This is a genomic window from Bacillus infantis (assembly GCF_008180445.1).
Taxonomy (GTDB): domain Bacteria; phylum Bacillota; class Bacilli; order Bacillales; family Cytobacillaceae; genus Bacillus_AB; species Bacillus_AB infantis_B.
The window spans coordinates 91042-113343 of record NZ_VTER01000008.1 but is presented as its reverse complement, the minus strand read 5'-3'; the positions used below and the strand labels follow the sequence as shown (position 1 = coordinate 113343).

Annotated in this window: 21 protein-coding genes and 1 tRNA gene; 3 read left to right on the top strand and 19 right to left on the bottom strand. The window is 46.5% G+C overall.

Annotated features, from left to right (window positions below; genetic code table 11):
• Positions 1–2: 2 nt before the first annotated feature.
• The 15 genes from FZD51_RS17130 to FZD51_RS17060 form a co-directional block, all read right to left on the bottom strand.
• On the bottom strand, positions 3–578 hold the full coding sequence (locus FZD51_RS17130) for an HAD-IA family hydrolase (RefSeq protein WP_148975880.1): 576 nt from the start codon (positions 576–578) through the stop codon (positions 3–5).
• Entirely contained in the window at positions 578–2599 is a 2022-nt protein-coding gene (locus FZD51_RS17125; RefSeq protein ID WP_148975879.1) for an EAL domain-containing protein, read from the bottom strand. The genes FZD51_RS17130 and FZD51_RS17125 overlap by 1 nt, the downstream gene beginning before the upstream one ends.
• Positions 2600–2754: 155 nt before the next feature.
• Positions 2755–3096 carry an Mpo1-like protein gene (locus FZD51_RS17120; RefSeq protein ID WP_148975878.1) on the bottom strand — a complete coding sequence of 114 codons (342 nt, stop codon included), beginning with the start codon at positions 3094–3096 and terminating at the stop codon, positions 2755–2757.
• A gap of 4 nt (positions 3097–3100) precedes the next feature.
• Positions 3101–3916, bottom strand: coding sequence for a serine hydrolase (locus FZD51_RS17115; protein WP_148975877.1), 816 nt, complete (start codon positions 3914–3916; stop codon positions 3101–3103).
• Positions 3913–4920, bottom strand: a complete 1008-nt coding sequence (locus FZD51_RS17110) for an ABC transporter ATP-binding protein (protein ID WP_148975946.1) — start codon at positions 4918–4920, stop codon at positions 3913–3915. The genes FZD51_RS17115 and FZD51_RS17110 overlap by 4 nt, the downstream gene beginning before the upstream one ends.
• Positions 4921–4922: 2 nt before the next feature.
• Positions 4923–5852 carry a C40 family peptidase gene (locus FZD51_RS17105; RefSeq protein WP_148975876.1) on the bottom strand — a complete coding sequence of 310 codons (930 nt, stop codon included), beginning with the start codon at positions 5850–5852 and terminating at the stop codon, positions 4923–4925.
• Positions 5836–6945 (bottom strand): mandelate racemase/muconate lactonizing enzyme family protein, encoded by a 1110-nt coding sequence (locus tag FZD51_RS17100; protein ID WP_148975875.1) that lies wholly within the window; start codon positions 6943–6945, stop codon positions 5836–5838. The genes FZD51_RS17105 and FZD51_RS17100 overlap by 17 nt, the downstream gene beginning before the upstream one ends.
• Before the next feature lie 12 nt (positions 6946–6957).
• A complete protein-coding gene (locus FZD51_RS17095; protein WP_148975874.1) occupies positions 6958–7878 on the bottom strand; it encodes a S66 peptidase family protein in 921 nt (306 codons plus the stop codon).
• 76 nt (positions 7879–7954) lie between these two features.
• Entirely contained in the window at positions 7955–9586 is a 1632-nt protein-coding gene (locus FZD51_RS17090; RefSeq protein ID WP_148975873.1) for a peptide ABC transporter substrate-binding protein, read from the bottom strand.
• 105 nt (positions 9587–9691) lie between these two features.
• Entirely contained in the window at positions 9692–10690 is a 999-nt protein-coding gene (locus tag FZD51_RS17085) for an ABC transporter ATP-binding protein (protein WP_148975872.1), read from the bottom strand.
• 6 nt (positions 10691–10696) lie between these two features.
• On the bottom strand, positions 10697–11650 hold the full coding sequence (locus tag FZD51_RS17080) for an ABC transporter permease (RefSeq protein WP_148975871.1): 954 nt from the start codon (positions 11648–11650) through the stop codon (positions 10697–10699).
• Positions 11650–12582 carry an ABC transporter permease gene (locus FZD51_RS17075; protein WP_148975870.1) on the bottom strand — a complete coding sequence of 311 codons (933 nt, stop codon included), beginning with the start codon at positions 12580–12582 and terminating at the stop codon, positions 11650–11652. Before FZD51_RS17075 ends, FZD51_RS17080 begins: the two co-directional genes overlap by 1 nt.
• Positions 12583–12594: 12 nt before the next feature.
• Positions 12595–13419 carry a M55 family metallopeptidase gene (locus FZD51_RS17070; RefSeq protein WP_148975869.1) on the bottom strand — a complete coding sequence of 275 codons (825 nt, stop codon included), beginning with the start codon at positions 13417–13419 and terminating at the stop codon, positions 12595–12597.
• Between the two features lie 166 nt (positions 13420–13585).
• Positions 13586–13915 (bottom strand): DUF3870 domain-containing protein, encoded by a 330-nt coding sequence (locus tag FZD51_RS17065; protein WP_022543622.1) that lies wholly within the window; start codon positions 13913–13915, stop codon positions 13586–13588.
• A gap of 810 nt (positions 13916–14725) precedes the next feature.
• Positions 14726–15316 (bottom strand): molybdopterin-dependent oxidoreductase, encoded by a 591-nt coding sequence (locus tag FZD51_RS17060; RefSeq protein WP_148975868.1) that lies wholly within the window; start codon positions 15314–15316, stop codon positions 14726–14728.
• 251 nt (positions 15317–15567) lie between these two features.
• Between FZD51_RS17060 and FZD51_RS17055 the strand changes: the two genes are divergently transcribed.
• Positions 15568–16584: an LLM class flavin-dependent oxidoreductase gene (locus FZD51_RS17055; protein ID WP_148975867.1), complete on the top strand. Its 1017-nt coding sequence runs from the start codon at positions 15568–15570 to the stop codon at positions 16582–16584.
• Between the two features lie 108 nt (positions 16585–16692).
• On the opposite strand, the gene FZD51_RS17050 is transcribed toward FZD51_RS17055, so the two are convergent.
• Positions 16693–16764, bottom strand: a tRNA-Val gene (locus FZD51_RS17050).
• A gap of 275 nt (positions 16765–17039) precedes the next feature.
• Between FZD51_RS17050 and FZD51_RS17045 the strand changes: the two genes are divergently transcribed.
• Positions 17040–17264, top strand: a complete 225-nt coding sequence (locus FZD51_RS17045; RefSeq protein ID WP_009794159.1) for a hypothetical protein — start codon at positions 17040–17042, stop codon at positions 17262–17264.
• Between the two features lie 167 nt (positions 17265–17431).
• On the opposite strand, the gene FZD51_RS17040 is transcribed toward FZD51_RS17045, so the two are convergent.
• From FZD51_RS17040 to FZD51_RS17030, 3 genes are all read right to left on the bottom strand, one after another.
• Positions 17432–19393, bottom strand: coding sequence for a TRAP transporter permease (locus FZD51_RS17040; protein ID WP_148975866.1), 1962 nt, complete (start codon positions 19391–19393; stop codon positions 17432–17434).
• Positions 19383–19913, bottom strand: coding sequence for a DUF1850 domain-containing protein (locus FZD51_RS17035; RefSeq protein WP_148975865.1), 531 nt, complete (start codon positions 19911–19913; stop codon positions 19383–19385). The genes FZD51_RS17040 and FZD51_RS17035 overlap by 11 nt, the downstream gene beginning before the upstream one ends.
• Before the next feature lie 173 nt (positions 19914–20086).
• Positions 20087–21085 carry a TAXI family TRAP transporter solute-binding subunit gene (locus FZD51_RS17030; protein WP_148975864.1) on the bottom strand — a complete coding sequence of 333 codons (999 nt, stop codon included), beginning with the start codon at positions 21083–21085 and terminating at the stop codon, positions 20087–20089.
• Between the two features lie 315 nt (positions 21086–21400).
• Here FZD51_RS17030 and FZD51_RS17025 point away from each other — a divergent pair, with 315 nt between their 5' ends.
• A complete protein-coding gene (locus FZD51_RS17025) occupies positions 21401–22123 on the top strand; it encodes an alpha/beta hydrolase (protein ID WP_148975863.1) in 723 nt (240 codons plus the stop codon).
• The last annotated feature ends 179 nt before the right edge of the window (positions 22124–22302 follow it).

The window sequence follows — 22302 nt, the reverse complement described above, 5'->3', positions numbered from 1 at the left end:
TTTTATTTAAATGCTTCCCATCCAATAACAGTCTCAAAATCTTCATAACTCGCCAAATAATAATCCGCGCCAGGTGTACTATTCTGGAAAAGGCAGGTCCTGATGCCCAGCTCCTTCGCCGGAAGAATATCGAGTTCCCTGTCACCTATGGCAAGATCAATGCTGTTTTTGCCATGCAGATATTCATAAGAAGCTTTATGCGGCTTCCTGGGATATCCATCATCTCCGGCGACGAGATCAGCAAATAAAGAGGACATATTGTGATGCTCCAGGATGGCCAGCACATCCTCCCTCTCCTTATGTGTCATGATGACATTGCACCCGGCCCTTTTCAGCACATCCTTCACTCCAGAAAACGGCTGAAGATCCTGCGGCTTCAGACTTCTTGCCATCTTTCTTACATACGAAATCTGCTCTTCCTTCAGGTTGTAATGGGTAAAGGCATGGGTAAAAGAAATCTTTAATTGAGACAAAATCTCTTCATTGTCTGCCTCTTCTCCCAGCACATCCTTCAGAATCCGTGTATAAGCGGGATATGTATCAAAAAGTGTACCGTCAAAGTCCCATAAAATATTCATTACTGCTCCTTTCCGGCTATTGCTTTGCTGCCGGCATTGATTGTATTCATAATCTGCTCAATCGGCTTTGGCCTGGAGAAGTAGAAGCCCTGCGCCTCATCACATCCGATTTCCATCAGGAATGACAGCTGCTCCGGGGTTTCAACGCCCTCGGCAGTGATTTGCATGCCAAGATGCTTGCCCATTGATACAATGGAAGCGACCAAAGCTTTATTATGTTCATCACTTTCCATCTGCTGAATAAAGGTTTTATCTATTTTAAGCCGCTGGATCTGCAGCTCCTGGAGGTTGCTCAGCGAATTATACCCTGTCCCGAAATCATCGACGCTCAGCATCAGCCCAAGGTCAAGCAGCTGCATAAAAGCATCCCCTGCCGAATAGGCATCATTCATGGCCACCCTTTCTGTTATTTCAAGCTCAAGGAACTTCGGATCCAGGCCGGTTTCGTTTAAGATGCCCGAAACAGTTTCTACAATATCTTTTTGCAGGAGCTGCTTAATTGAGAAATTCACAGAAATGATATATTGCCTGCCATATTTTTCGTTAATAGCGGCAATTTCTTTGCAGGCCTGCCGCAGGACCCAGCTCCCTATCTCGGATATGGAGCCAGATTCCTCTGCTATCGGGATAAATTCAGCCGGGGGAATAAAGCCGATTGAAGGATGCTTCCATCTCAGAAGCGCTTCAAATCCATTCACTGATTGATCGGATACTCTGATCTTTGGCTGAAAGTGTACCTCCAATTCTTCCCGCGCCAGTGCATGCTTTAAATCTTCCTTTAACGTCATCTTGCGGATGATGCTCTCATCCAGCTCAAGCGTAAAGATAAAATATGTATTTCTCCCTTTATCCTTGGAATTGTACATAGCTATATCCGCCTTTTTCATGATGTCATTAACATCTTTCCCATGCGTTGGATATAAGGCTATCCCGATGCTTGTTGTAATCACGATCTCATGTTCAAGAATCTGGACGGGCTCTACAACCTTGTCAATCAGTTCTGTTGAAAAATCGTCAAGCTGCAGATTTTCCTTAACAGGCTTCAAAATGATGAACTCATCACCGCCCAGCCTGCCCACAATATCCTCGCTGCCACAATTCTCTTTCAGCCTGGATGCAATTTTTTTGAGCAGATCATCACCGATATTATGGCCGAGAAGATCATTGACATGCTTGAAATGATCCAGATCGATAAAAACAACCGCAAACTGGATATCCTCTGACATCCACTCCTCAATCGACTGCATGACCTTTCTCCTGTTCGGAAGCCCCGTCAATGTATCGTGATAGGCAAGGTGATTAAGGTGTTTATTGCTTTCAACCAATTCCTGTTCTTTCCGGTTATACTGCTTCTCCCCGTATACCGTCGTCACACCGAGGAGCAGCAGGATGGAGAGCACTTCTGTAAAAAATAAGCTGTTATCCCCGCTGCTGTTCAAACTCCTGATGATCTCAATGGTGCTCCCTACAAATGTATATGCTACCAGCAGTGCTCCAAAGGAAAGAAACCAGAAAGGAACCTTTTGCTTATTGAATACTTTATCAATATAAATCTGCTGGACAAACCGGAAGCATAGGAACAATGAGATAATGAAGAATAAGCTGGCGATGAGAATATGCTCAGTGCTGACAACTAACGAAGGATTTATTTTTCTGACAAAATATACATCTATGCCGATTGTCAAAGCAACAAAGAAAACACACAGCACCAAATTCTTGAGCGACATTTCCCGGTCATCTTTAACCCCCGCAAATTGAAAAAGAACCATATAAACAGCGAACTGGCACAGAAAAATCGCCAGGCTATTCAGTGTGAATGCATCTGCAGGTCCGATAAATCCGTAAATGCTTAATAAGGTCATCAGCTGCAGCCATACATAAAAGGAGCTGGACAGCGGAAGAAGCAATGTCTGGGAATACTTTTGTTTTTGATGGATATATCTGCTTCCCAGGAAAACGGAAGAAAAAAAGATAAAAGCCAGCAGCACCATGGCGGCTGCAGAAATAATGTAGCTATTCACAATGATGTCCACCTGTCCTAGTCTATTATTAGGAAAAAATTACTATATACCTATGATTATATTACTATCCCTCCCCCTATAGTGTCAAAGACCAGTATGCGGAGTACTAAGAATGAAAGAAGCATCCCAGCGGCTGAGGATGCTTTTCTGATAGTCTATTTTTCTGCTGAATATTGTTCAGGCAGAATGTCGATTTCCCTTGAAAGACGTCCAGTTAAAATATAGAAATACATTTGGAAGTCAGCCCGAAGCGACCAGAGTGGATGTCCAAAAGTTGCCGGCTTATTTCCTTCAATAAAGAAATGGGAGAACCAGGCAAACCCATAAGCAATGACCGGCGCCAGGATGATGAACCAGACATTCAAATAAATGATGGCAAGAGCAATACAGATATATACAAAAGTAGTGCCGATGAAATGCCATGTCCTAGTGGATTTTTTGCTGTGCTGCGAAAGATAAAAAGGCCAGAAATCACTATAATTCTTAAACTCTTTCATATTTTCACCCCGTTTCTGTTTCCGGAAGGCAAAGAAACTCAGATAACCGGCTCCCAATTTGCCTTATTGCATGTTTTCCTTCTTCCGGGCTTGAGAGACTGTCAATCAGGACGGCAGCATATAAATCATCCCGGCCTGAAGTAAAGATGGCGCAATCATGCTCGATTCCAGGCAGCTCCCCGGTTTTATTGGCAATCTTCAGGTCCTTGCATGCAATGGCTGGCAGCTTTTCTCTGAATTGCTGCGCTTCCATTATATCGAGCATCCTGCTGCGGTTCTTTTCGGAAAATAATTCACCATCTTTTATTGCTCTCAGGCATTTCACCATATCCGCCGCAGTGGTAAAATTTTCAATACCTTTTGCAGCGGCTTCAAAGTCCATCATTTTTCTGCCCAGTACAGTCGTTTGAAGACCCAGTCCATGCATTCTGTCATTAATATTCTTCTTGCCCAGCAATTTTATCAGCAGATTGGCAGCTGTGTTGTCTGAGACTATAATCATCAAGGTTATACAGTCCAGAATGCTTAGGGAAGCTTTTACTGAAAGAGATTGAATGATGCCGGCCCCGCCGGACTTTTCAATCCCGCCAATGCGCACCTGCTCATTGAGATCCAGGGCGCCCGCCTCCGCCTGAAAGAAAGCTTCCATCATGATCGGGATTTTGATGAGGCTTGCTGCAGGATATGTCCGCCCGCTGTTCATATAGATTGCCATCTCGCCGTACTCTACTGCCAGACTGGCATTACCCGGACATTGCCTGAGGATATCAGCCAGCCTCTGTTCAAGTTGATTGATATTTTCCGAGAGCAGCCCGGTCATTTAGATGCTGCTGCCTGTGAGCTGTCATGATTTCCGGTCAGATTGGGATCGTATAAATGGCAGGCGACAAACCTTGATTTCTCCGCCTCCTGCCAGACAGGCGTCTTTTCTGCACAAATATCCATGCTGTGAGGGCATCTGGTCCGGAACACACAGCCGCTTGGAGGATCGATCGGGCTTGGCAGCTCGCCTTGAAGGATGATTCTTTCCCTTTGATCCTCAACATCCGGATCAGGGATCGGAATGGCCGAAAGCAAAGCCCGTGTATATGGATGAAGCGGATTACGGTACAATTCCTTACTGGTTGTGAGCTCCATCATATGCCCCAGGTACATGACACCGATCCGGTCGCTTATCTGCTTGACCATTGACAGGTCATGGGCGATGAATAAGTATGTCAGCCCTTTTTCCTTCTGAAGCTTTTTGAGCAGGTTCACCACCTGGGCCTGGACCGAAACGTCCAGTGCTGATATCGGTTCATCCGCTATAATGAATTCAGGCTCCAGGGCGAGGGCCCTCGCGATGCCGATCCTCTGTCTCTGTCCCCCGCTGAATTCGTGCGGATACCGTCCGGCATGCTCTCTATTAAGTCCGACATCCTCCAGAAGCTGATAGATTTTTTCCATCCGCTCCTGTTTATTCCGTAATAAGCCATGGACTTCCATCGGCTCGGCAATGATTTCGCTTACTGTTGATCTGGGATTGAGCGAAGCATAGGGATCCTGGAAAATCATCTGCATCTGCTTGTGGAAAGAGAAGCGCTCCCTGTTTGTCATGCTGTGGACATTTTTTCCATTGAAGATGACATCCCCATCTGTACTGTCGTAAAGCCCGATAATCGTCCTGCCGGCAGTCGATTTTCCGCATCCTGATTCACCGACAATTCCGAGGGTTTCTCCCTTTTTTATATCAAAGGAAATGCCGTCAACAGCTTTTAACACCTCTCCTTTTCCAAGCGTAAAATGTTTTTTGAGATTCTTTACCTCAAGTATGCTGTCCGGCATTGTCAATCTTCTCCCTCCTGCCAATAACGGCGTGCTGCGCATAATTCCTTCTCATAGATGGTGTCTTTAAGCGGGATAATTTCGATTGTTTTTCCTGTGTTCGGCGAATGGAGCAATTTTCCGTCTCCATAAAAGATTCCCACATGATGGATGCTGCCCCGGCCTTCCTGGTAAGCAAAAAACAGCAGGTCACCCGGCTGGATCTCAGCAAGATCCACTTTCTTGCCATTTTGTGCCTGATCATGCGCATCCCTTGGGATGATATAGCCGTTTGCCCTGCACATATTATAGCTGAATCCCGAGCAGTCATATCCCCAGCTGCTCATCCCTCCCCACAGGTAAGGCAAGCCAAGGAAGCGCTCACCTTCGGAAACGATTCCCTCTCCATTCCCCTTCCTCCTCGCTTCCAAAGAAGGATGGAGGATAACATCCTCCTGCCGAAGAAGTCCGTATCCTTCAGGAATCCTAACTTTAAGCCACTCATCAGTTTTCTCAACAGCAGGAAGGACAGTTTCAAAGCTGAGTTCCAATAAAGGCTTCTCTTCCTCTGAATACAATACAGCTTTTTTTGAACTGATAGATGCAACAGGGCCTTTTTTGATATTCCATTCATTCAGTTTCATCAGCTGGCTTTTTGGCATCCAGCCAGGATAGCCTCTTTCATTTTTTCCTGAAGGCTGGCTAAGGATTATGACGCTCGCCCAAGGCCCCTTTTCTTCCAGGAGGATAACCTCCTGGCCAAACAGTGCCTGGGTCTGGATTCTGTTTTCATTACAAAGCGCGAGGCTAGTTTCATATGTCAGGCCAGCCAGCCATCCCTCTATGTCCGGCCCGCTGGAAATCGCTTTTCCATCTATTTCCCTGGCCGATTCAGGGTAGGTCCAGACTGTCGCCACTGGTACATTTACCAGCCATTTATGCTGAATTCCCACTTGAAATTCCTCCTTCTGAATACACTTGCCTGATGCCAAGCCCTGCTGCATCAGGGAAAGTGATTTTCCTTCCGCTGTAGCTGATGCCGCCTTCTACCATATCTTTGGCCAGCATAAGGGGGGCATCAAAATCAAAGCGTGTGATATTTTTTTTGCTTGCAGCAAAATGGGCAGCGGCACTGATGCCTATTTTTGTTTCAATCATGCTTCCCACCATGCATTCGACACCGCAGGTTTCAGCCAGCTGGTTGATGGCCTGGGCCTGGAAAATCCCCCCTGCCTTCATTAATTTGATATTGATCAGATCCGCACTCCTCGTACAAAGCACCTGGAGCGCCTGCTTCGGGCTGAACACACTTTCATCCGCCATGATGAGAGTTTCAACGGAATCGGTCACTTGTTTAAGCCCTTCAATATCGTCTGCGGGAACCGGCTGTTCGACCAGCTCAATGTCGAGGAGGCTGTCTTCCATTTTCCTGATGGCCCTTACTGCATCCTTTGCCTGCCACCCCTGATTCGCATCAAGCCTGATTTTCACCTTGCTGCCGACACGCCTTCTGATTTCCTTTATTCGGCTGATGTCTGTCATGATATCATCTTTTCCGACCTTAACCTTCAGTACATTGAACCCCTGATCTATATAGGAAGCAGCATCATCGCCCATTTCTTCGGGATTGTTCACACTCACTGTATAGTCAGTCTCGATTTCATTTTTCGCGCCGCCAAGGAATTGATACAGCGGCAGCCTGCAATGCTTGGAAAGGCAGTCATATAAAGCCATATCCACCGCAGCTTTTGCACTTGAATTCCCGACCATCAATGTCTTTATTGCCTGGAAAATAGTTTCATAGTTCAGAAGGCTTTTACCGACAAGATATGGCTTGAACACATGGTGGATGGCCGATTCGATGCTCATGAGGCTGTCCCCGGTGATGACGACTGTAGGAGGAGCTTCTCCCCAGCCTTCAATGCCGTTGTCGCATGTGATTTTAATGACTACAGATTCCGCTGTAGTCACAGTCCTTAAGGCAGTCTTAAACGGCTTGATCAATGGGATGGCAACCCTGAAGGTCTCAATTCGCTCAATTTTCATCCTTGCACCTCTTTAGCGTACGCCGCTTTCGACATACAATTGTTTTTCCGCTGTATCCAGCACCGCATCCGCTCCGAGCGGAACAGAGAAGTGAGGCGAGCAATGTCCGATCTTAAATCCTTTCATGGCCGGCCTGCCCGCTTTAATCAGATAGTAATCAATAACTTCATCAAGAGATAAGCTGAGCTCGCGCTGCGGTTCACATTTGTTAAAGTCCCCCACGACAATGCCTGCTGCTTCAGATAATTTACCTGCCATCAGCAGCTGATTCAGCATCCGGTCGACTGAGCGCGGTTCTTCATTGATATCCTCGATCAGCAGCAGCTTCCCTCTCATATCAATCTCAAAAGAAGTTCCAAGCGTACTCGCGATCAAGCATAGATTGCCTCCAGTCAGAGGACCTTCTGCCCTTCCTTCCACCACTGCTGCCAAAGGTGAAATCTTTTCAGTATATAAGGAATCTGCCGGCTTGAAAAGCTGGCTGAAATATTGTTTGGACAATGGGTGGACATCCTCCTTCCCGATATCGGAAGCAAGCATCGGACCATGAAAGGTAATAAGTCCGGTCTTCTGCCTTACGCTCGTATGAAGGAAGGTGATATCACTATACCCCCAGAATATTTTGGGATTGGCCTTAATAAGGCCATAATCCAGTTCACCTGCAATCCTGGCAGTTCCGTATCCCCCGCCTGCACAAAAGACCGCTTTGATCTCTTTGTCTTCGAACATATCATGCAGATCCTCGAGCCTCTCTTTGTCTGTGCCAGCCAGGTAGCCATTTAGTTTCCTGACAGATTTTCCTTCTCTGACTTCCAATCCCAGCTCTTTAAGAAAATTAATGCCCCTATCAAGGCTTTTGGCTTCAGGCGGGCTGGCCGGTGATACTACACCGACAGCATCCCCTTTTTTCAAATGTCCCGGCTTTATTTTCATATCATATGCCCCTTTCCATATGCGCTGCCGTTTGCCAGTTAAAAAGGGATGTTCAGCAGAACACCCCTTTTCAATGCTATTCTTTGTCAGCCCATTTTAATTCCAGATATCCGACTGGGTGGCGGACGATACCTGATACAGCTTCATTTTGGAGATATACCTGGTTATAGAAATGCAGTGAGAAAATAGGCGACTCATTATAAAGGATTTTTTCTGCTTCGTACATCATGTCATAGCGTTTCGCTTCATCAGCTTCATTTTTCGCGCCCTGGATCAGCTTATCGAACTCTGCATTGCTCCAGCCGGTCCGGTTCATCGAGTGGCCGGTCTGGAAGTTCTCCAGGAAGTTGATCGGGTCAGCATAATCAGCCAGGAAAGAGCTTCTGGAAAGCTGCAGGTTCAGCGCCTTCTGTTCAGTCGCGAATACGTTTGCTTCCATATTTGCAAGCTTTACATCGACCCCCAGATTTTCTTTAAGCATCTGCTGAAGGGCTTCTGCAATTTTTTTATGCACATCATTCGTGCTGTATGTCAGAGTCACTTCAGGAAGCTCGCTGTAGCCTTCCTCTTCCATTCCCTTCTTCAGCAGCTCTTTTGCCTGTGCGGCATCAGTTTTGACCAGGTCCCCGTTAACTTCGCGGAAATCATTCCCGGACGGATCCTTAAAGCCTGGAGGAACAAATCCATAAGCAGGCTGCTCCTGGTTCTTGGTTACAAATTCAACGATCTGCTCTTGATCCACCGCCATTGCAAAAGCTTTTCTGATGTTCACATTCTGGAATGGCTCCTTATTCACATTAAAGCGGTAGAAATATTGGCCGGCCTGATCTTCAACCTGGACCTTGCCTTCTTCAAAGAGCTGCTCGCTCAGGTCTGCCGGTACATCTGAAGTATCCAGCTCCCCTTTTTGATACATCTGGTATTCGGTATTCGTGTCATTCACCATCGCCCAGTGCACTTTATCCAGTTTGACATTTTCCGCATCCCAATACTCTTCATTTTTCTCCATGACCATATTTGTGTCATGCTCCCATTCTGTCAGCTTGAACGGGCCATTTCCTACAAAGGTGTCAGCTTCTGCAAACCATTCCGGATTTTCCGTCGCTGTTTTTTCGTTGACCGGGAAAAATGCCGGATTGGCGATGATGTTTAAAAAGTAAGCCTGCGGGCTTGTCAAAGTCACTTCGAATGTTTTATCATCGACAGCTTTTACATTTACTTCATCAGCCGATCCTTCACCAGTATTAAAAGCTTCCCCGCCCTCAATGAAATAGCCGAGGAAAGCCGCCGGCGAACCTGTATTCGGATCAAGCAGGCGTTTCCAGGCAAAAACAAAATCCCCTGCTGTCACATCTTCCCCGTTAGACCATTTTGCATTATCGCGAATATGGAATGTGTATGTCTTGCCATCTTCTGAAACATCCCATTTCTCTGCCGCGGCAGGTTCTGCTTCATGCTCCTTGCCGAGCCTTGTCAGGCCTTCCATGATATTATTCAGCGAGTTCCAGGAAACGGCATCAAAGCCGATTGGAGGATCAAAGGATGTAGGTTCTACACCATTATTTAAGTAAAGCACCTTTTCACTTCCGCTATCCCCACTATCTTTGCCCTCGTCTGAAGGTTCGCTTCCTGTATCCGAATTGGCTGTACAGGCTGCCATGACGAATACAAGCGACATTGCCAGAAACAACATGAAAAACTTTTTCATTTTTCTCCCCCTCATTCCATTTTCATCTATCAATGCAGTTCCATATGGCTCCTGCATCTGGATAATCCCGCCTTACCTTCCGGCCCGGCCGGAAAGCGGGCGGCGCTATCTTACACGTGTCAGCAGTTTTTTAGCACGCTCATCCTGCAGCCAGCAGTCCACATAATGCTCACTGCTTAAACGGCTTTCAAACGGATAGACTTTTTCACAAACCTCCATTGCATAATCACATCTTGCTGCAAAAGGACAGCCCTGCGGCGGAGCGAACAAATCAGGGGGCGATCCAGGTATCGGCACCAGCTCCCCTTCTTCAGAATCAAGGCGGGGCACCGAGTTCAGCAGCCCTACTGTATAAGGATGCTGCGGACTATAGAAGATCTCCCTCCTTGTGCCTGCCTCAACGATCTTCCCGGCATACATAACCGCGACACGGTCAGCTACCTGCGCAACCACGCCAAGGTCATGGGTGATCAATATGATGGATACACCTGTCTTTTGCTGGATTTCCTTGAACAAATCAAGTATCTGTGCCTGGATGGTTACATCCAGGGCGGTCGTCGGCTCATCCGCAATCAATATTTCCGGCTCGCAGACAAGGGCCATCGCAATGACGATTCTCTGCCTCATGCCGCCGCTGAATTGGTGCGGGTATTGCCTGAGCCTTGACTCAGGACTGGGAATGCCCACCAGCTTAAGCATTTCCAGTGCCTTTTTCTTAGCCTGGTCTTTGGAAACGGACTGATGCTGGCGGATTCCTTCAATAATCTGTTCCCCTACAGTAATCGTCGGATTAAGGGCCGTCATGGGATCCTGAAAAATCATGGATATGTCCGCCCCCCGTATCTTCCGCATCTCTGCCTCTTTCAGCCGGGTCAGGTCACGGCCATTGAACAGGATCGACCCCTCTGCGATTCTTCCTGGCGGGGATGGTATCAGCTTCATGATGCTCTGGGAAGTGACGCTTTTGCCGCTTCCCGATTCGCCGACTATAGCGAGGGTTTCCCCTTTGTATAAATCAAATTCCACACCGCGGACTGCTTTTACCTCTCCGCCATAGGTGGAAAAGGATACATGCAAATTTCTGATTTCCAACACTTTTTCCATATGGCTCTACCTCCTCAGCTTTGGATCCAGTGCATCCTGCAGGCCGTCCCCGAGAACATTAAAAGCAAACATCGTCATGGAGATGAAAAAGGCAGGAAAGAACAGCCTCCACCAATGGCCGGAAAGGATAGTAGACAGTCCGTCATTGGCCATTACTCCCCAGCTGGCAAACGGCGCCTGGATTCCCAGGCCAAGAAAGCTCAGGAAAGCTTCTGCAAATATGGCCGAGGGCACCGTCAGCGTAAGCTGGACGATGATCGGGCCCATCGTATTAGGCAGGAGATTCTTTCTGATGATCCTCGATGTCTTTGTTCCAAAGGTCTTGGATGCCAGTATAAATTCATAATTTTTAATTTGCATGACCTGTCCCCTGACAATCCGGGCCATGCCAATCCAGCCTGTGACTGACAAGGCGACAATGATGGTCGTCAGGCCTGGGCCCATTACAACTGCAAGCAGAATGACAACCAGCAGATATGGCAGGCCGTACAGGACTTCAATGATCCGCATCATCAGGTTGTCTGCCCTGCCTCCTTTATAGCCGGCAATGCCTCCGTAGATGACTCCGATCATAAAATCCAGCAGGGCCGCAATCACCGCTACGAACAGTGAGACCCTGGCGCCATACCAGGTTCTTGTGAACACATCCCGCCCCAATTCATCTGTGCCGAACCAGTGGCTGGACGATGGAGGGAGATTCTGATCGGTCAGCTTGGAGCTTTCGACCGAATGAGGCGAAATGACCGGTCCAAAGACAGCCATAAAGAGCAGAAAGATGAGAAATACGAGTCCGGCCATTGCCAGCTTGTTGCGCGACAGCCTCCTCCATGAATCCTGCCAGTAGGAAAGGCTTGGCCTCACTACTGCCTCAGCTTCCCCCTCTTCTTTCGAGCGGGGCGTAAACCACTCATCAGGAACTTCCGGAGAAACGCTGCGCTCCTGCTGTTTTCGCAATTCCATTATCGTCCCTCCCTTTTACTCAGCTTGATGCGGGGATCGAGTACGCCATAGGCGAAATCCACCAGAAACAGCATGAAGATAAGTACGGCGCTGTAAAAAACGGTTGTCCCCATGATGACGGGATAGTCCCGGTTCCCGATGCTTTCAATAAAATACTTGCCCATCCCCGGTATGGCAAAAATCTTCTCGATGACAAAGGTTCCCGTCAATATGCTCGCCGCCATGGTGCCAAGCACCGTGACAACAGGGAGCAATGCGTTTCTCAGTGCATGTTTGAATACGATTTTTACCGGTGTCAGCCCCTTTGCCTTGGCCGTCCTGATATAATCCTGGGTCAGCACTTCGAGCATGCTTGCCCTTGTCAGCCTTGCAATGATTGCCATCGGGCCGGTTGCGAGAGCCAGGGTCGGCAGGATCATATGCCTCCAGCTGGTCCATGTAGCTGCGGGAAGCAGGTCCCAATTGACAGCAACCTGCTGGATCAGCAGCGTTGCCAGAACAAAGTTGGGAACCGATATGCCGAGCACAGCGATGGTCATCGCCAGATAATCAATGAATCCGTTATGCCTGAGCGCTGCGATGATGCCAAGCACGATCCCTGAAAAAACTGCCAGGAGCAATGTCCACATCCCAAGTTCAAATGACACCGGAAAGCCCCGGCTCAGCATGTCATTGACTGTCTGTGACGACTTTTTGATAGAAGGCCCGAAATCCAGCGTTACAAGCGACTTCAGGTAAGTTGCATATTGGACAGGGAGCGGCTCATCCAGATGATAATAGGCCTCCAGGTTCTTCTGGACAGCTTCGCTCGTCGCCCTTTCTTCGTTGAATGGAGAACCAGGGATGCTGTGCATCAGGAAAAAGGTAAGCGTGATGATCAGCCATAGAGTAACAAGCATCGATAAAAGTCTTTTGAGTATATAACTATTCATCCCGGCCACTTCCTAACAAAATGCCGTTCTCATGGCCAGCTCGGTCATGACCAGCATAGCCTGGTAAGCTTCCAGGATGTTTTTTGCCTGGAACCGGACGGTTGTTGTTCCTTTTTCTATTTCCGTACCAGGCATAAGTCCTGCCCATTCTGCCTGGCCGTAGTTTGCAAATTCAATCCTCAGGAGAGGGGCATCCGGCGGGACAAGCGGTTTAACCTTTTCCCTGTTCTCGATAGCAGCGGCGGTTTTTTCTTTCAAAAGCATCCCGGCCTTAGCAGGTGTGAGGGTTTTTACAGCCGAACGGGAAATGGTCTGTTTTACAACAGCTGTCGTTACATTCGGAATAAGCTCTTCGGCTTCCCTGGCCGCCCGGTCATCGCCTGCAACCATGATCACCGGGACGCCAAAATGGCCTGCCACATATGCGTTGAATCCCAGCTCCCCGACTGCTGTGTCATTTATGTATATATTCCGGACACCGAATATCATGGTGTGGGACATTACACCTTCCATGGAGGCCCTTGCATGGTAGCCAGCGAATATAGCACCTGAGAATTCAGAATTCAAACCCTGAACCATGCTGAAAGGCTTAACGTCCCCTGTGATCAGCTGGGTTTCCGGGTGCATCCTCTCAACAAGAAGATTATTCATTTTGGAATGGCTGTCATTCACCAGCACCTCAGCAGCACCGCGGTCAAAAGCTTCTGAAACAATAAAATTTGCTTCGTCTGTCATAATGATGCGGCTTCTTTCGTAATTATGCCTGGAAGAATCAACATGGGTATAATCAGACAGCCCGGTTATGCCTTCCATATCAACCGATAGATATATTTTCATAGACTCTCCACACTTTCAAATATTTTTAATTTTCTTACTATTATAGCGGATAATTTACTATATTTCAATAGCGTTATGAATAGAGCTCTAAGGCTATCAAAAAAATCCAGCTGCCAGAGAGAGTCTCTAACAGCTGGATTTTATCTGGGTTCAGCAGAAAAAGCAGCTATACATTTAAATTTATTCCGGCTATTTGCTTGTACTTAATGCTGGCATTCTTAAAAGCAACCATCAGCGCTTTCTGGGAAGAACCAAAATACCGCGCTTCTATTTCAGAAAGGATGCCTTCTTCCTCAAGCATGGATTTCCCTGCAAACAATGACTTAACAAACAGGGAAGTCAGCCCAATTGTTGAAGAGCATTCTGCATCTTCAATCTTATGTGTGTCCCTGTCAATGACGAGTGCAATGAAAAAACCATTGTATTTCTGCATGATCGGATTATTGGAGGATGTCTTGCTGTCTCCAATAATATACACTGTGCTGTCCTGATACATATTGCCCTCCTGCGGCGCGGGGATATTATATGAGGCATTTATGCGGGAACATAAATATTCATTATAATGCACACGCCCTTAAGGAAATTGTAATATAACAGAGACTGCTTTGACAATTATTTTTATGGATTTTTCTAAATTTTTTATTTATTCAACTAAATTTCCGCTTATCAATGCGCAGCTGGCATTTCTAGCATATCGCCTGCTGTCATTCGTTTATTGACGTATTAATAAATACAGAAAACACCTTATTCTGCGGTAAATGAATAGTCGAAATAACACTGCCATAAAGAAGAGGCGTCGCATATTTGATAGGCTAAACCCATCAAGACAAGCAGCTGCCTGATGAACAGAAAACAGTGTTAATGGTATGAACGAATACATCTACAGAAGACACATCAGGCTACAAACGCCGTTCGGCGGAAGTCCTTCAGCCTGCCCCGCCCTTCATTCATGAAATGCTTCGCCGAGCGCTAAATGCGCAGGCTCTCTTTCTGCTAGCTTTTGATTTGAGGAACCCTCCAAAAAATAAGCGGTGCTCTTTTTTGGGAAAATAAGGGTAGATTTTCCGATTAAGAAAAGAAGATAAGTTAATTTTCACCTTTTTCGGGTCAATAAGCGGAATTTCTCCGTCTATTTGTGCTGTTTTTTATTAAAATGACTAATTAAGCGGAATTCTTCCGTCTATTAATGGATGGGCTCTATCACCTGCAGCTTAGCGAAATTCAACTCTAATGGATACCGGCCTGCCCAGGTATACGAAGAATTACTTGACCATTTTACTCTGCGAAGATGAGTATTTAAGATCTATCACCTGTACCGTTCTTCCTTAAACGGATCGGCGGTCATAGAGTAGCCAAGCTCCTCCCAGAAGCCTTCTTCATCGTCTTTCATAAAACGGATGCCGGATACCCATTTTGAGCCTTTCCACAAATAAAAGGAGGCTGGAGGTATGAATCGCAGCGGGTAGCCATGCTTAGGGGATATTTCCTGCCATTCATGGTTTTCATCCTTCCATCTGTATACAAACAGGGCGTCATCGCCTAGCAGGTCCCCCAGAGGCAGGTTTGCAGAGTAGCCAAAACGGTCCCCGTTATAATACCCGTATATCTTTATATATTTGACATCTTCCTTGATATTGACCAGCTGCAGCAGTTCCCTCAAAGCAATCCCTTCAAACTCTGTCCCAAACTTGGACCAGGTAGTCACACAATGCATATCAATGCTGGACACCGTTTTTGGAAGCATCATCATTTCAGCATATGACAGGGAAACCTCCTCTTCTACCTCTCCAAAGAGCCTGAAATCCCAAGAAGCTTCATCAAATTCATAAACATCGCCCTGGTGGAGAACAGGCCATTTTTCAGTTTCAAATTGCCCTGGCGGCAGCACCCGCTTCACTGTCATCATCCTTTACAATTATATTTTCATTAAGAATAACCTTTGCGGCTGCCTCCCGCAAGAAATCCCACTTTGCATATTACTTTTCAAAGCGGCCTTTTCCCCCGAAAATGCCGTAATTCAATAAAAGCTTAGACAGTGGGTTTTTTCCGGTTTAAATCATAATATTTTGAGAGACTAATTACTGCTGATAAAATAGACATGAGCTGATGAACTGCACAGCCGCCATTCCAGAAGAAAGAAGTGACAATATGTCCGAGAATAAAAAGTTAAGCGATATTAAATATTCTGTACTTGATCTTTCACCTATCAACGAAGGGAGTACAGCAGCTGTTTCATTAAAGAATACACTCAACCTCGCACAGCATGCCGAAAAATGGGGCTATACGCGCTATTGGCTTGCAGAGCATCATAATATGACAGGGATTGCCAGCTCAGCCACTTCTGTTGTAATCGGGCATGTAGCCGGAGGAACCTCTTCCATCCGGGTTGGTTCCGGCGGGATTATGCTTCCTAATCATGCACCGCTCGTGATAGCCGAGCAGTTCGGCACATTGGAGTCCCTATATCCCGGGCGCATTGATCTTGGACTGGGCCGGGCGCCGGGCACAGACCAGTTAACAGCACATGCACTGCGCAGGGACCGCGGAAGCGACGGGCAGGATTTCCCTGAACAGCTTGAAGAACTTCGTGAGTATTTCGAAGCAGAGTCGCCGGCTGAAAGGAAAAGAGTAAGAGCCGTTCCAGGCGAAGGCTTGAATATACCGATCTGGCTTTTGGGCTCAAGCGGCTTCAGTGCCAGGCTCTCTGCCCAGCTGGGACTTCCTTTTGCATTTGCAAGCCACTTCTCTCCTGATAATACCCTGCCTGCCCTTCATCTTTACCGCAGTCATTTCACGCCATCAGATGATTTATCTGAGCCTTATGCAATGGTAGGGGTCAATGTAATTGCCGCTGATACACAGGAAGAAGCTGAAAGGCTCGCCACTAGCATGCAGCAGCAGTTCCTTAATTTAATCCGCAATACACCAGGTGCCCTGAAGCCGCCTGTCGACAACATGGATGAACTATGGAGTGAATACGAGAAGGCTCTGCTGCAGCAGCAGCTTGGCTCATCCATTATTGGAGATGCAGAAACGGTGCAGAAAAAGCTGCAGGAATTCCTTGATAAAACCCAGGCTAATGAATTTATGGTCAATGCCCAGATTTATGATCATAAAGCCCGGTTGCGGTCATTTGAAATTGTTAGAGAGATTATGAAAAAATAATAAAAAAGGGGCTGCCGATTACTCTCGGCAGCCCCTTTTTTTGCATCCCATACTAAAAATTCATCAAAAAAAGATGCCTGGCACTATTCTGCCAGACATCTTTCAGTATGATCTGAGAGGGATTCGAACCCCCGACCCCTTCCCTGTCAAGGAAGTATTCTCCCGCTGAACTATCAGATCGTGTCTTAACTACATATTTAATTATATTCATTTTCGGTGCAAAGTCAATACTATTTCAGATATTTTTTATTATATACTACTATTCTTTTCAGCAGCCTTTATAAAGGTATTTCCACACAGCTATCTGGTATAGGTCCTTTTAATGCAAACCGGAATAAACAAATGTAAAAAAATGAAAAAAGCAACGCCTCACGCTTGAAAAAGAACGTCTGTTCGCATATAATAAAATTACAAGAAAAACAAAGCCATAGATGGCTTAATGGGAGGCAGTCAAGATGAAAGGCATTCTATACCGGTCCATGGAAAAGAATATGGCGATCCAGGTCATATACCTTTCCGCCAAGAACAAGCTGACACAAAGGAAGATTTTAGTGAAGGATATAAATGGGACTACCGTTCTTGCCTATTGCTTCACAAGAAGGCAAATGAGAATCTTCAAGCTCGAAAATATTCTCTCGCTCATGCCGGAAAAAGAGCAGACATACCGGAAAATCAGCTAATTTCAATATTTGTGTTGGAATTAGCTTTTCTGTTTTGTCCAACAGAATCTATCTCAGTTTCCTCCACTACGTAATCATCCATTATTCATTAAAGTTATCCCTCCAAACCATCTCTTCTATTGTAATCCCATAAAAAAAGGAAGCCCATATGGACTTCCTTCTTCCAATCAGCCTGCAGTCTGCGGCTTTAGTGAATCATCCCTTTTGATAACAAACTGAAGGATGATAAGAGCTGCAAATAATGCAAGGCCAACAATATCTGTATACCCTTCCGGATAAATGAGGCATAATCCGCCGACAATTCCGATTATGCGTTCAAACCACATTAATCTTCTGAACCAGTAGCCGATTACCCCTGCCCCAATTGCCGTCATTCCTGCCAAAGCGGTAAAGACAACCCAAATCAGATAATACCAAGTAGTATCTATCATTAGTAGTTCAGGTGACAGAACGAACATATATGGAATGATGAAGGCCGCGATAGCCAGCTTCGCCGAATTGACGCCTGTCTTGATTGGCTCTCCTCCGGAAACCCCTGCAGCAGCAAAAGCTGCAAGCGCAACAGGCGGTGTGATATCGGCAATGATGCCAAAGTAAAAAACAAACAAGTGAGCTGATAAGTCCGGCACGCCAAGCAAAATGATGGCCGGTGCCGCAATCGTAGACGTGATAACATAGTTCGCAGTTGTCGGAGAACCCATTCCCAGAACAATTGCAGCTACCATGGTCAGCATAAGCGTCGGTATTAAAGCTCCGCCGGCCAGATCAAGCAGTCCATTTGCCAGCTTCAGCCCCAGCCCTGTCTTGGTTACCACACCGACGATAATGCCGGCAGCTGCGGTTGCAGCGGCTACACCAAGTGCAGTTCTCGCACCGTCAACGAGCGCGTCAATGGCATCTTTAAAATTAATCCTGGTTTCTTTTCTGATTGCGCTGACTGCTATTGTAATGAGGATAGACCAGAGAGCCGCCCTAATTACACTCATACCGCTCATAAGCAGGACGACCACTGCCAGGATAGGCAGCAGCAGATAGATTTTGCTCAGCACTTCTTTGCGGTTTGGCATTTCTTCTTTCTTCAGGCCTCTGAGCCCTATTCTTTTCGCTTCAAAATGGGTCATGATCCATATCCCCGTGAAATAAAGAAGGGCAGGAATGGCTGCTGCTTTGGCAATATCCCAGTAGGTGATGCCTCCGCCAATGAATTCGACCATCAGGAAGGCCGCAGCCCCCATGATTGGCGGCATCAGCTGTCCGCCTGTAGAAGCTGCTGCCTCAACCGCTCCGGCAAATTCCTTCTTGTATCCCAGCTTTTTCATCATCGGGATTGTAAAAGAACCTGAAGTTACCACATTGGCAACTGAGCTTCCGCTGATCGTACCCTGAAGTGCACTGGAGAAGATCGCTACCTTTGCAGGCCCGCCTGTCCTTTTTCCGGCGATGCTGACAGCCAGATCATTGAAATATTGCCCCACACCCGTTTTTACCAGGAATGACCCGAACAGCAGGAACAGGAAGATGAAGGTGGCAGAAACTCCGAGTGGCGTACCCAATATCCCTTCGGTTGTAAAGAACATCGTCTGCACCAGCCTTTGGAGATCCAACCCTCTGTGCGCAAGGAAGCCGGGCATATAGGGACCGTATAAGGCATACGCAAGAAAAAGGGCAGCAATGATGGTTATAGGAAGCCCCACTGCCCTCCTGGTTGCCTCAAGGACAAGGATGATTGCTGTAAGTCCAATATAAAAATCCAGATCAGTCAAACGGCCGACCCTCATGACAATCTCATCGATCATAAGCGGCCAGTATGCCCCTACTGCAACCGCAGCAATGGCAAGGATCAAATCATACCAAGCTACCTTATGCTTTTTCCCCCTGTCCTTTTTCCTCGCTGGGAAAAGAAGAAAAATAAGCGCAAGTGCAAATCCCAAGTGGATGGAACGCTGCAGCTGCGCAGTCAATACACCGAATATTCCAGTATAAAGCTGAAATAGGGAGAAGGACAGCAAGCCTAAAAAGACAATCCATCCCAGCACTCCCTTCAGCTTTCGCGTCCCCGCTTCGGGATCATATTTTTCGAGCAGCTCCTGCTGCTGTTCCTGAGTCAGTGTTTCTCCTTTATTGCTCAAGGATATTCACTCCTTCCAACTGCTGGTAAATGTTTATTTTATCAATTGTAAATCTTACCCATGTTCCCGGCTCGATAAAACCTGCCATAGGATACTCGGTTCCGTTATATATAATTCTATGATTTGCCCTGACCTTGCCTGTCCGCATATCAAAATGAGGAAATACCCGATTCATATTCCGGATATAGTATTTCCCGTCCTTTTGTTCAAATACCTCACCTGAGGAAGCGTTGTCAGGCATGCCGATCGCAAAATCTTCATACATAAGCTCATATTGCCGGATCTTCAAATCCTTGGTTGGTTTATAGCTCTCTACCACATCGGAAAGATGGATTGAATGGGTATATTTAATTTTAAAAATTTCTTCCTCGGTGAAAGGGATATAGGCAAGCACTTTGCCTGTATTTTGGTATTGAATTACAAGTGCTTTTTTGTAAGGGATAAAGATAATAATTGCAATGGCAGCAATTAAGAGGGGAAGCAGCAATAATGCTCTCTTCAATCTTGTTCGTCTTTTCATCAGGACCCCCTGTTAGAAAATGGGATGAAGGCCAACACCTTCACCAGGCCCATCTCTCATTGGGCTAAGGCTGACTTAAACTTCAGGTCCTCTTAAAGAGAATTGACCGGCGCGGTAACCTGTTCAGGTTTGCAGCGCCGGCCAGGGTGAAGCCATTTAGAAAAATCAGCAGACTATTCGGCTTTTACGCCTTTTTCGTCAAAATACTTCTGAGCTCCCGGGTGCACCTCGATGCCTACCCCATTCAGAGCACTTTCAGCTGTAATCAATTTGCCTTTTGCGTGTGTGATTTTGTCTGTGTTTTCAAAGATAGCCTTAGTAATGTCGTAAACGGTATCCTCAGACAGGTCATTTGCCACGACAAGCATCGCCTGTACAGCAACAGTCGCTACAGCATCAGAGAGTCCGTAAGTTCCAGATGGGACTTCATCCTGGATATAATAAGGGTACTTCTCAATCAGAGCATCAATTTTGTCCTGTTCGATAGGAACAATGACAACTTCTTCAGTCGCTGAAAGACCTTCAACAGCACCAGTAGGAGTTCCAGCAGTTACGAAAGCCGCATCGATAGTTCCATCCTGGATACCTGCAGTAGACTCGTCAAAAGAAAGATCCTGCTTGTCGATGTCATCAAAAGTCATCCCGTACACTTCAAGGATCTGCTCTGCATTCGGGTTTGTGCCTGAACCTGGAGCACCGACAGAAACCTTCTTGCCTTTCAAATCCTCAACAGATTTGATGCCGGATTTAGCTGTAGTGACGATTTGGATCGTTTCAGGATAAAGCGTTCCGATAGCGCTGACATTGTCAACAGCAGAACCTTCAAACATCAGCTTTCCATCTTTAGCATATGAAGCAATATCAGTTTGTGAAAAAGCAATTTCAGCATTTCCATCTTTAAGCGTATTCATGTTCTCGGCAGAAGCGCCTGATGTTTCAGCATTGGCCTGGATGCCGGTTTCATCTGAGATGATATCCGCGAATGCGCCTCCAAGCGGGAAGTATGTACCGCCGGTTCCACCGGTAACGATGCTGAGGAATTTAGGCTTTTCTGATCCGCCTTCCCCTCCATTGTCTGAACCGCCTTCATCTGAATTGCCGCCGCATGCAGCCAGAATCATAGAAAGCGCCAGCAGCAATGCTGCTGAAAGTAAGAAACTTTTTCTTTTCATAGAATTTCCCCCTCTGTTTTTATTTAGAATTTCTCAAGTTTATTTTAACATAAACTTTTGCACAATTGTCAATTACCATCTCATGGTCGCTCCTGAATCCAATAGTGGAGAGGTTGTGCCGGCAAGGAAAATAGTCTTAGCGGTCTATATTGAAGAGTTATTATTATTCCTGATTCAAGATTGGTTTTATTATCCAATAATAACACATTGCTGCAGCTAGGCTGAACCAATAAGGTGCACAGAATGGGCAATTCTTAAATTCTTATGTTAGAATTCCTTTTAAAAGGTTTACAAAGCTGTGTATGGAGGTCTGGCATGGAAATTCAAAAAGGAACGATAAAAGAAGTCTCTTTTCAGAGCAGGGAGCTGGGAGAAGAGCTGGATATACTTATCTATCTTCCTCCCTCTTATTCTCCCCTTTATAAATATTCCCTTCTCATTGCCCAGGATGGAAAGGATTATTTCCAAATGGGCCGGGCAGGACGGGCAGCAGATGAGCTCCTTCACAACAGGGAAATAGAAAACGTTATCATTGTGGGCATCCCTTATAAAAATGTGCATGACCGCAGAAGCAAATATCATCCCGAGGGAGATAAACACAGGGCGTACATACGATTCCTGGCACATGAGCTCGTGCCTTACCTTGATGCAGAATTCCCTACTTATCAAATGGGGCAGGGCCGCATTTTGGCAGGAGACTCACTCGGCGCTTCAGTCTCGCTCCTGGCTTCGCTGGAATATCCGAATACATTCGGGAAAACAATCCTTCAATCTCCTTATGTGGACGAAAGCATCCTTGAAGCTGCCCGGAGCTTTCCAACCCCCGGCCTGCTGAATATCTATCATGTAATCGGCACGCAAGAGACAGAAGTAAAAACGACTAAAGGAGAAATAGAAGACTTCCTTACACCAAACAGAAGTCTCTCCTCCATATTATCTGAGAGAGGTTTTCAATATTTCTACAACGAATTCGAAGGCAATCATACCTGGAAATACTGGCAGCCGGACTTTAAAAGAGCTTTGAAGCACATGCTTTAAGAAAAGCGGATGGCGCTTGCCCAGCCCCGACAAGCTTAAGACGAACAGAGCGAAAGGTTTGCTCTTTAACCTTTTGATCTGTTTGGCTTAAGTCCTCGAGGGGCTAGCGCCCGGAGCTGGACAATAAGAAAAGCGGAGGCGACTGTTCATTAGAGGAACGCGGACTAAGAACGCCACGT

What these genes read in the sequence shown, in the direction of transcription:
- FZD51_RS17130 (WP_148975880.1), bottom strand. Translation starts at nt 578, where the DNA reads ATGAATATTTTATGGGACTTTGACGGTACACTTTTTGATACATATCCC.
- FZD51_RS17120 (WP_148975878.1), bottom strand. Translation starts at nt 3,096, where the DNA reads ATGAAAGAGTTTAAGAATTATAGTGATTTCTGGCCTTTTTATCTTTCG.
- FZD51_RS17115 (WP_148975877.1), bottom strand. Translation starts at nt 3,916, where the DNA reads ATGACCGGGCTGCTCTCGGAAAATATCAATCAACTTGAACAGAGGCTG.
- FZD51_RS17110 (WP_148975946.1), bottom strand. Translation starts at nt 4,920, where the DNA reads ATGCCGGACAGCATACTTGAGGTAAAGAATCTCAAAAAACATTTTACG.
- FZD51_RS17100 (WP_148975875.1), bottom strand. Translation starts at nt 6,945, where the DNA reads ATGAAAATTGAGCGAATTGAGACCTTCAGGGTTGCCATCCCATTGATC.
- FZD51_RS17095 (WP_148975874.1), bottom strand. Translation starts at nt 7,878, where the DNA reads ATGAAAATAAAGCCGGGACATTTGAAAAAAGGGGATGCTGTCGGTGTA.
- FZD51_RS17090 (WP_148975873.1), bottom strand. Translation starts at nt 9,586, where the DNA reads ATGAAAAAGTTTTTCATGTTGTTTCTGGCAATGTCGCTTGTATTCGTC.
- FZD51_RS17085 (WP_148975872.1), bottom strand. Translation starts at nt 10,690, where the DNA reads ATGGAAAAAGTGTTGGAAATCAGAAATTTGCATGTATCCTTTTCCACC.
- FZD51_RS17080 (WP_148975871.1), bottom strand. Translation starts at nt 11,650, where the DNA reads ATGGAATTGCGAAAACAGCAGGAGCGCAGCGTTTCTCCGGAAGTTCCT.
- FZD51_RS17075 (WP_148975870.1), bottom strand. Translation starts at nt 12,582, where the DNA reads ATGAATAGTTATATACTCAAAAGACTTTTATCGATGCTTGTTACTCTA.
- FZD51_RS17070 (WP_148975869.1), bottom strand. Translation starts at nt 13,419, where the DNA reads ATGAAAATATATCTATCGGTTGATATGGAAGGCATAACCGGGCTGTCT.
- FZD51_RS17065 (WP_022543622.1), bottom strand. Translation starts at nt 13,915, where the DNA reads ATGTATCAGGACAGCACAGTGTATATTATTGGAGACAGCAAGACATCC.
- FZD51_RS17055 (WP_148975867.1), top strand. Translation starts at nt 15,568, where the DNA reads ATGTCCGAGAATAAAAAGTTAAGCGATATTAAATATTCTGTACTTGAT.
- FZD51_RS17045 (WP_009794159.1), top strand. Translation starts at nt 17,040, where the DNA reads ATGAAAGGCATTCTATACCGGTCCATGGAAAAGAATATGGCGATCCAG.
- FZD51_RS17035 (WP_148975865.1), bottom strand. Translation starts at nt 19,913, where the DNA reads ATGAAAAGACGAACAAGATTGAAGAGAGCATTATTGCTGCTTCCCCTC.
- FZD51_RS17030 (WP_148975864.1), bottom strand. Translation starts at nt 21,085, where the DNA reads ATGAAAAGAAAAAGTTTCTTACTTTCAGCAGCATTGCTGCTGGCGCTT.
- FZD51_RS17025 (WP_148975863.1), top strand. Translation starts at nt 21,401, where the DNA reads ATGGAAATTCAAAAAGGAACGATAAAAGAAGTCTCTTTTCAGAGCAGG.